This is a genomic window from Pseudorhodobacter sp., assembly GCF_030452865.1.
In the GTDB taxonomy this organism is placed as follows: domain Bacteria; phylum Pseudomonadota; class Alphaproteobacteria; order Rhodobacterales; family Rhodobacteraceae; genus Pseudorhodobacter.
This window is the reverse complement of the sequence record NZ_JAKDLJ010000267.1, coordinates 1-5103: the sequence shown is the minus strand read 5'-3', so window position 1 is coordinate 5103 and position 5103 is coordinate 1. Positions and strand designations below refer to the sequence as shown.

Here is a 5103-nt window from a genome sequence, read left to right as displayed (position 1 = left end):
AGATGACCTCGTCCGTGTAGCCCGGCGCGACGACGAAGCCGCCCCAGTGCATGAAGGAGCTATAGAAGGAAACCAGCGTCGTTTCCTGACCACCATGTGCGTTCTGCGCAGATGTCATCGCCGATACCGGCTTGCCCGCCAGCCCGCCCTTGGCCCAGACTCCGCCAAGCGTATCGATGAAGGCACGCATCTGGCTGGCCATGATGCCGAACCGGGTCGGCGCCGAAAAGAGATAGGCATTGGCCCATTCCATGTCTGCGGCGGTCGCGGCGGGAACATCGGCGGTCTTTTCGGCGTGAGCCTGCCACGCGCCCTGACTGTTGACTGCCGAGTCGGGCGCCGTTTCCGGGGCCTTCAACAGCCGCACCTCGGCACCGGCAGCCTTTGCCGCCTCGGCCGCGATGTTGGCCATCTGGTGGTTGGTGCCGTAGGTGGAATAATAGATGATTGCGAGTTTGACGGTCATGGTCGTTCTCCTGTCAGTTGGGGTTATTGTGGGTGGGTATGTTTTGCAGTGATTTCGGGACTGATTTCTCGCCAGCGCACCGGCTGGCTACCGTCGGATATCGTGTCAGGCGCCCGCCACTTTGAAGCGCTTGGTGCGCAGGGCGTCTACACTCCACACTCCGGGTCCGGCAAACACGAGATAGAGGAAGATGAAGCTGAAGAGCACCGCCGCATCGCCGCCGTTCAGAGCGGGGTGAAAGCTCTGCGGCGCATGCGCCATGAAATAGGCTACCGCCATCATACCCGAGAGGACGAAGGCGACCGGGCGGGTGAACAGACCGACGACCAGCAAAGCACCCCCGACCAGTTCCAGCACGCCCGCACTCCACATCATCGAGAAGGCGGCGGGCGAGAATTCAGAAGCCGGGAAGCCGAAAAGCTTTTGCGATCCGTGCGCGAAGAAAAGCAGCGCGGTCATGATCCGCAGGACGCTGAGCATGCGCGGGGCCCATAGGGTTTCGAGTTGGTTGGTGATCATATCGGTTTCCTTTTCTTTGTTGGCGTAAGGTTTGGTGAATTGTGAGAGTCTGCCGGAGGTCAGGTCGGCCGTTTGAGGAACACCTCGATCGCGTCGAGTTCCTGCTGTTGAATCTCATGGCCGCCATCATGCAGGCGAAGTTCAACCTGCGCGCCTTGGCCCTCCAGATAGCGGGTCAGCGCATCGGTCTGCGGCAGCGGGCAAATCGGGTCATTGCGCCCGGCGGTGATCAGCACGTCGAGCGATTTCAGCGCCGGGTTCGGCCCTGGTGCCCACGGAATCAGCGGATGCATCAACACCACCCGGTCGAACAGTTCGGGCGCGCCGAAAATGACCGAGGCAAGGATGTTGGCCCCGTTGGAATAGCCCAGGCCATAGACCGGCGCACCGGCATGGGCCTGCCGATGTGCCCTGATGAAACCGGTCATCTTCTCGGTGCGGGCGGCAAGGTCGTCCATGTCGTAAACCCCCTCGCCGGTGCGGCGAAAGAAGCGGTTGGCGCCAGCCTCTGACACGTCGCCGCGCGGTGAGACGATGCCGGCATCGGGCAGAATCTGCCGGATCAGGCCGGGGAACTGGTGCTCATCCCCGCCGGTGCCGTGAAAGGTGAAGACCAGCGGCGCACCGGCGGCAGGGGCGCGGGCGAGATGATGGTAAGCGTCGAGAGACATCGTTGTTTCCTCCTGGCGAAAGGTCCGGCGGCACTGGCGGTGCTGCGATCTAGTCGGTGATGGCGGGCAGGGTTTGCTCCAGACGGGCGCGCAGATGGGCATGCTGCTCGGGAAGTTTCAGTGCCTCGCCCAGATGCGCCACGTCTTCGTCCCGCGCAAAACCCGGCTCGTGGGTTGCGATCTCGAACAGCACCCCGTCGGGAGTGCGAAAATATATAGCCCAGAAATAGTCCCTGTCGATGACCGGCGTGACATGCGCCCCGGCTTCCAGCAGCGCCTTGCGGACCTGCACCTGCGCCGCGCGATCCTCGACCGCGAAGGCGACATGATGCACCGAGCCGGCGCCTTCGCGTGCCTTGGGCGCTTCGGGGCGCCTTTCGAGGTCGATGATGTCCGCGCCATTGCCGCCTTTCAGGACAAGGCGGGTCAGATCGCCGTCGCGGCCAACTTCCTCATAACCCATGAGTTTCAGCAACGCGGCGGTTGCGTCCGTATCACGCAACTGCATGGTCACACCGCGAAATCCGTGGATGCCCGTGTCGGCCGGAACCGGCCCACGGGCGAAGGGAGCGCGTGGGTCGCCCGCAACTTCGGCGAGCGCAAAGCCGTCGCCATCGGGACCGAGGAAGCGCAGCCGCTTCTCGCCGAACCGTTCATCCCGAGCGATGCCATGAACTCCGGCGTGATCGAGACGTTCGCGCCAGAAGTCCAGGGCCCCTTCGGGCACTGCGAACACTGTTTCTGACACCTCGCCGGTGCCACGATGGCCCTTTGCCATATTCGGGAAGGGAAAATAGGTCATGATCGTTCCCGCCGACCCCGTTTCATCGCCGTAATACAGGTGATAAACGTCTGGTGCGTCGAAATTCACGGTCTTCTTGACCCGTCGCAGGCCAAGCAGTCCGGTGAAAAACGCATTGTTCTGTTGCGCGTCCGAAGCCATCGACGTGACGTGGTGCAGGCCTTTGATCTGGTTGAGCATGACGTTTCTCCGGAGTGAATGTCTTTACTTGCAACCAATATAGGTCGGCGCATCATCTCCTTGAACAGATATAATGTTGCATTCACTATTGCAGATACCGTAATAATAACACATGGGCGAACTTGAATCCATCCGCGTCTTCCTGAGTGTGGCTGAGCAGCAGAGCTTTGCCGGCGCCGCGCGTCAATTGGGGATGACGCCAGCATCGGTCACGCGCAACATCGCGGCGCTTGAGGCACGCCTTGGCGTGCAATTGCTGGTGCGCACGACGCGCCAGGTCTCGCTGACCTCGGCGGGCGCCGCCTATGTCGCGCGCGTGGCCCCGTTGTCGGACGGGCTGGCCGTGGCGGCGGAGGAGACCCGCGAGGCCCAGGGCATAACCTCTGGCCGGCTGCGGATCAGCGCGCCGCTGTCGCTGGGGGTGAAGGTTCTGCCGACGGTACTGTCGCAGTTCGGGGCGCTGCATCCGCAGATCCATGTGGACGTCAGCCTGTCCGACCGCTTCGTTGATATTGTCGAAGAAGGCTTTGATCTCGCGATCCGCGTTTCCGGCCCGCCCAGCGACAAATCCACGATCTGGCGCAAGATCTGCAGGGTGCCGCGCCTGCTTGTCGCCACGCCAGATTACCTGCGCGCGCGCGGCACCCCGCAGACGCCCGAGGATCTGGCTGAGCATGACTGTCTCGGTTACAGCGACGATCTGCGCGACGAAGTGTGGCAGCTATCCAACGCCAAGCGCCGACAGAGCCACAGGGCCGAGGGCCGACTGAGCACCAACAACGGTGATCTTCTGGCGCATCTGGTCCTGAACAGCGAGGGCATCGCGCTGCTGCCGCGCTTTATCGTCGATGCCGATCTCGGGGCCGGCCGCCTGGTCGAAGTGCTTTCCGATTGGACCACGACCGAGATCTGGCTGACGCTCTACTATCCGCCTTATGAGCAGTTGCCGCTGCGTGTCGCGACCTTTTCGGACTTTTTTGAGGCCCATATCACAGAGTCCTTTCTGCTCTAAGGCCAGCAGAAGGAAATACTCCGATGTCATCCGTCCCGCCTGACTCGGCCAAGCTGGCCGCAAACCGCTGGTGCTTTGTGAAGGCGTGGAAACCGCACTGTCGATCTGGCAGGCAACGGGGCAAGAAGTCTGGGCTTGCCTAAGCGTATCCAACATAGGCAGCGCACCCGTCCACGACTACGCAGAGGTGATCATCGCTCGCGACGGCGATGCACCCGGCAGCAAGGCTGAAGGCCAGATCCTTCGTGCTGCCAGCAGCCTCGCCACCCGCGGGCTGAAGGTAATGATGGCAAACCCGCCCGAGGGTCAGGATTTCAACGATGTTCTTGTTAACGAGGGCGAAGGTGCTGTGCGAAGCCGCTTAGCGGGGGCCGCGCAGGTGAACCCTAGCCAAACTGAAACGCGGCCCAAAAATCTGGCAATCGGGTCTGAGATAGAGATCGCCGGGCGCGTGCGAAAGGACCTGAATGCGAAATATGGACGCGTTGTCCACGCAGATGGTGTCTTCTGGCGCTATTGCGGCAGCGAGTGGGCGACCATCCCCAACCACACGATCAGGCTACCGGTTCATGCTTATGACGGCGCGGACTTCACGACCGCTGCGGGCGGGCCATCGCGCGTCAAGTTGAACGAATCTCGCGTGAACTCGGTCCTTAACCAATTTGCTGCCCTCTGCGCCGATCCCTCGTTCTTTGACGCACCGCCTACGGGCATCAACTGCGCATCAGGTTTTATCCGCTTCGATGCAAAGGGCGTGCCTCGACTGGAATCGCATAACCGCGATCATCGTTGCGCCATACCCTGCCCGGCCACTGGCACCCGCACAGCCCGAGCGAACTGCCCCCAGACTCGTTGCTCGCTCGTTTGCTGACCGGAAGTTTTAAAGGCGACGCCGATGCCGATGCCAAATCTAACCTGCTGGCCGAAGTCTGTGGTGGGGCCGCGTTGGGTTATGCCGCCCGCCTGATTCAGCCTCGTGCTGTCGTGTTGCATGGCAAGACGGCCGAGAACGGCAAGAGCCAAATCCTTGAACTGGCGAGGGGCCTTATGCCCACCAGTGCCATCTGCTCCGTCCCCGCCGCCAAGATGGGGGACGAACGACATGTGGTTGGGCTAATCGGCAAGCTATTGAACGCATCTGATGAGTTGTCGCTTGAGGCGATCGCGTCCAACACTTTCAAATCAGTCGTAACCGGTGATCCTATTCAAGGTCGCGATGTCTACAAGAGCCGAGTCGAGTTCAGATCAGTAGCTCAAAACCTATTCGCCGCGAACCAGCTACCAAGTTTCAAGGGTGGCGTGGATCGGGGTGTGCACCGCCGACTGTTACTGACCCCCTTTGGACGGACCATTCCCCTCGAAGAGCGGATCGAGGAAATCGGCAAGCGCATCGCATCATGACCTGCCCCCCGAAACTTCCCTCAGTTTAATGTAGAGTTTGCTCAACCTTCGA

The 5103-nt window shown here is 61.4% G+C and carries 7 protein-coding genes; 3 read left to right on the top strand and 4 right to left on the bottom strand.

Going from position 1 to position 5103, the window contains the following annotated elements; genetic code table 11:
* From wrbA to L0H65_RS14165, 4 genes are all read right to left on the bottom strand, one after another.
* Positions 1-466 (bottom strand): NAD(P)H:quinone oxidoreductase type IV (wrbA, locus tag L0H65_RS14180; RefSeq protein WP_301459700.1); only part of this gene is annotated, 466 nt, incomplete at its 3' end.
* Positions 467-571: 105 nt separating this feature from the next.
* On the bottom strand, positions 572-985 hold the full coding sequence (locus L0H65_RS14175) for a DoxX family protein (RefSeq protein ID WP_301459699.1): 414 nt from the start codon (positions 983-985) through the stop codon (positions 572-574).
* Between the two features lie 59 nt (positions 986-1044).
* A complete protein-coding gene (locus L0H65_RS14170; protein ID WP_301459698.1) occupies positions 1045-1656 on the bottom strand; it encodes an alpha/beta hydrolase in 612 nt (203 codons plus the stop codon).
* A 49-nt stretch (positions 1657-1705) separates the two neighbouring features.
* Complete coding sequence (locus L0H65_RS14165; RefSeq protein WP_301459697.1) at positions 1706-2638, bottom strand: ring-cleaving dioxygenase; 933 nt, start codon at positions 2636-2638, stop codon at positions 1706-1708.
* Between the two features lie 112 nt (positions 2639-2750).
* On the opposite strand from L0H65_RS14165, the gene L0H65_RS14160 reads away from it, so the two are divergent.
* The 3 genes from L0H65_RS14160 to L0H65_RS14150 all read left to right on the top strand — a co-directional run bounded on the left by L0H65_RS14160 (position 2751) and on the right by L0H65_RS14150 (position 5051).
* Positions 2751-3650 (top strand): LysR family transcriptional regulator, encoded by a 900-nt coding sequence (locus tag L0H65_RS14160; RefSeq protein WP_301459696.1) that lies wholly within the window; start codon positions 2751-2753, stop codon positions 3648-3650.
* A gap of 70 nt (positions 3651-3720) precedes the next feature.
* The gene (locus L0H65_RS14155) at positions 3721-4521 is read left to right on the top strand and encodes a toprim domain-containing protein (RefSeq protein ID WP_301459695.1); all 801 of its coding nucleotides are present in this window, start codon (positions 3721-3723) and stop codon (positions 4519-4521) included.
* A complete protein-coding gene (locus tag L0H65_RS14150) occupies positions 4515-5051 on the top strand; it encodes a DUF5906 domain-containing protein (RefSeq protein WP_301459694.1) in 537 nt (178 codons plus the stop codon). The genes L0H65_RS14155 and L0H65_RS14150 overlap by 7 nt, the downstream gene beginning before the upstream one ends.
* Positions 5052-5103 lie beyond the last annotated feature (52 nt).

Excerpts from the sequence above, each read along its gene's own strand:
- L0H65_RS14170 (WP_301459698.1), bottom strand. The coding sequence starts at position 1,656 with ATGTCTCTCGACGCTTACCATCATCTCGCCCGCGCCCCTGCCGCCGGT.
- L0H65_RS14165 (WP_301459697.1), bottom strand. The coding sequence starts at position 2,638 with ATGCTCAACCAGATCAAAGGCCTGCACCACGTCACGTCGATGGCTTCG.
- L0H65_RS14175 (WP_301459699.1), bottom strand. The coding sequence starts at position 985 with ATGATCACCAACCAACTCGAAACCCTATGGGCCCCGCGCATGCTCAGC.
- L0H65_RS14160 (WP_301459696.1), top strand. The coding sequence starts at position 2,751 with ATGGGCGAACTTGAATCCATCCGCGTCTTCCTGAGTGTGGCTGAGCAG.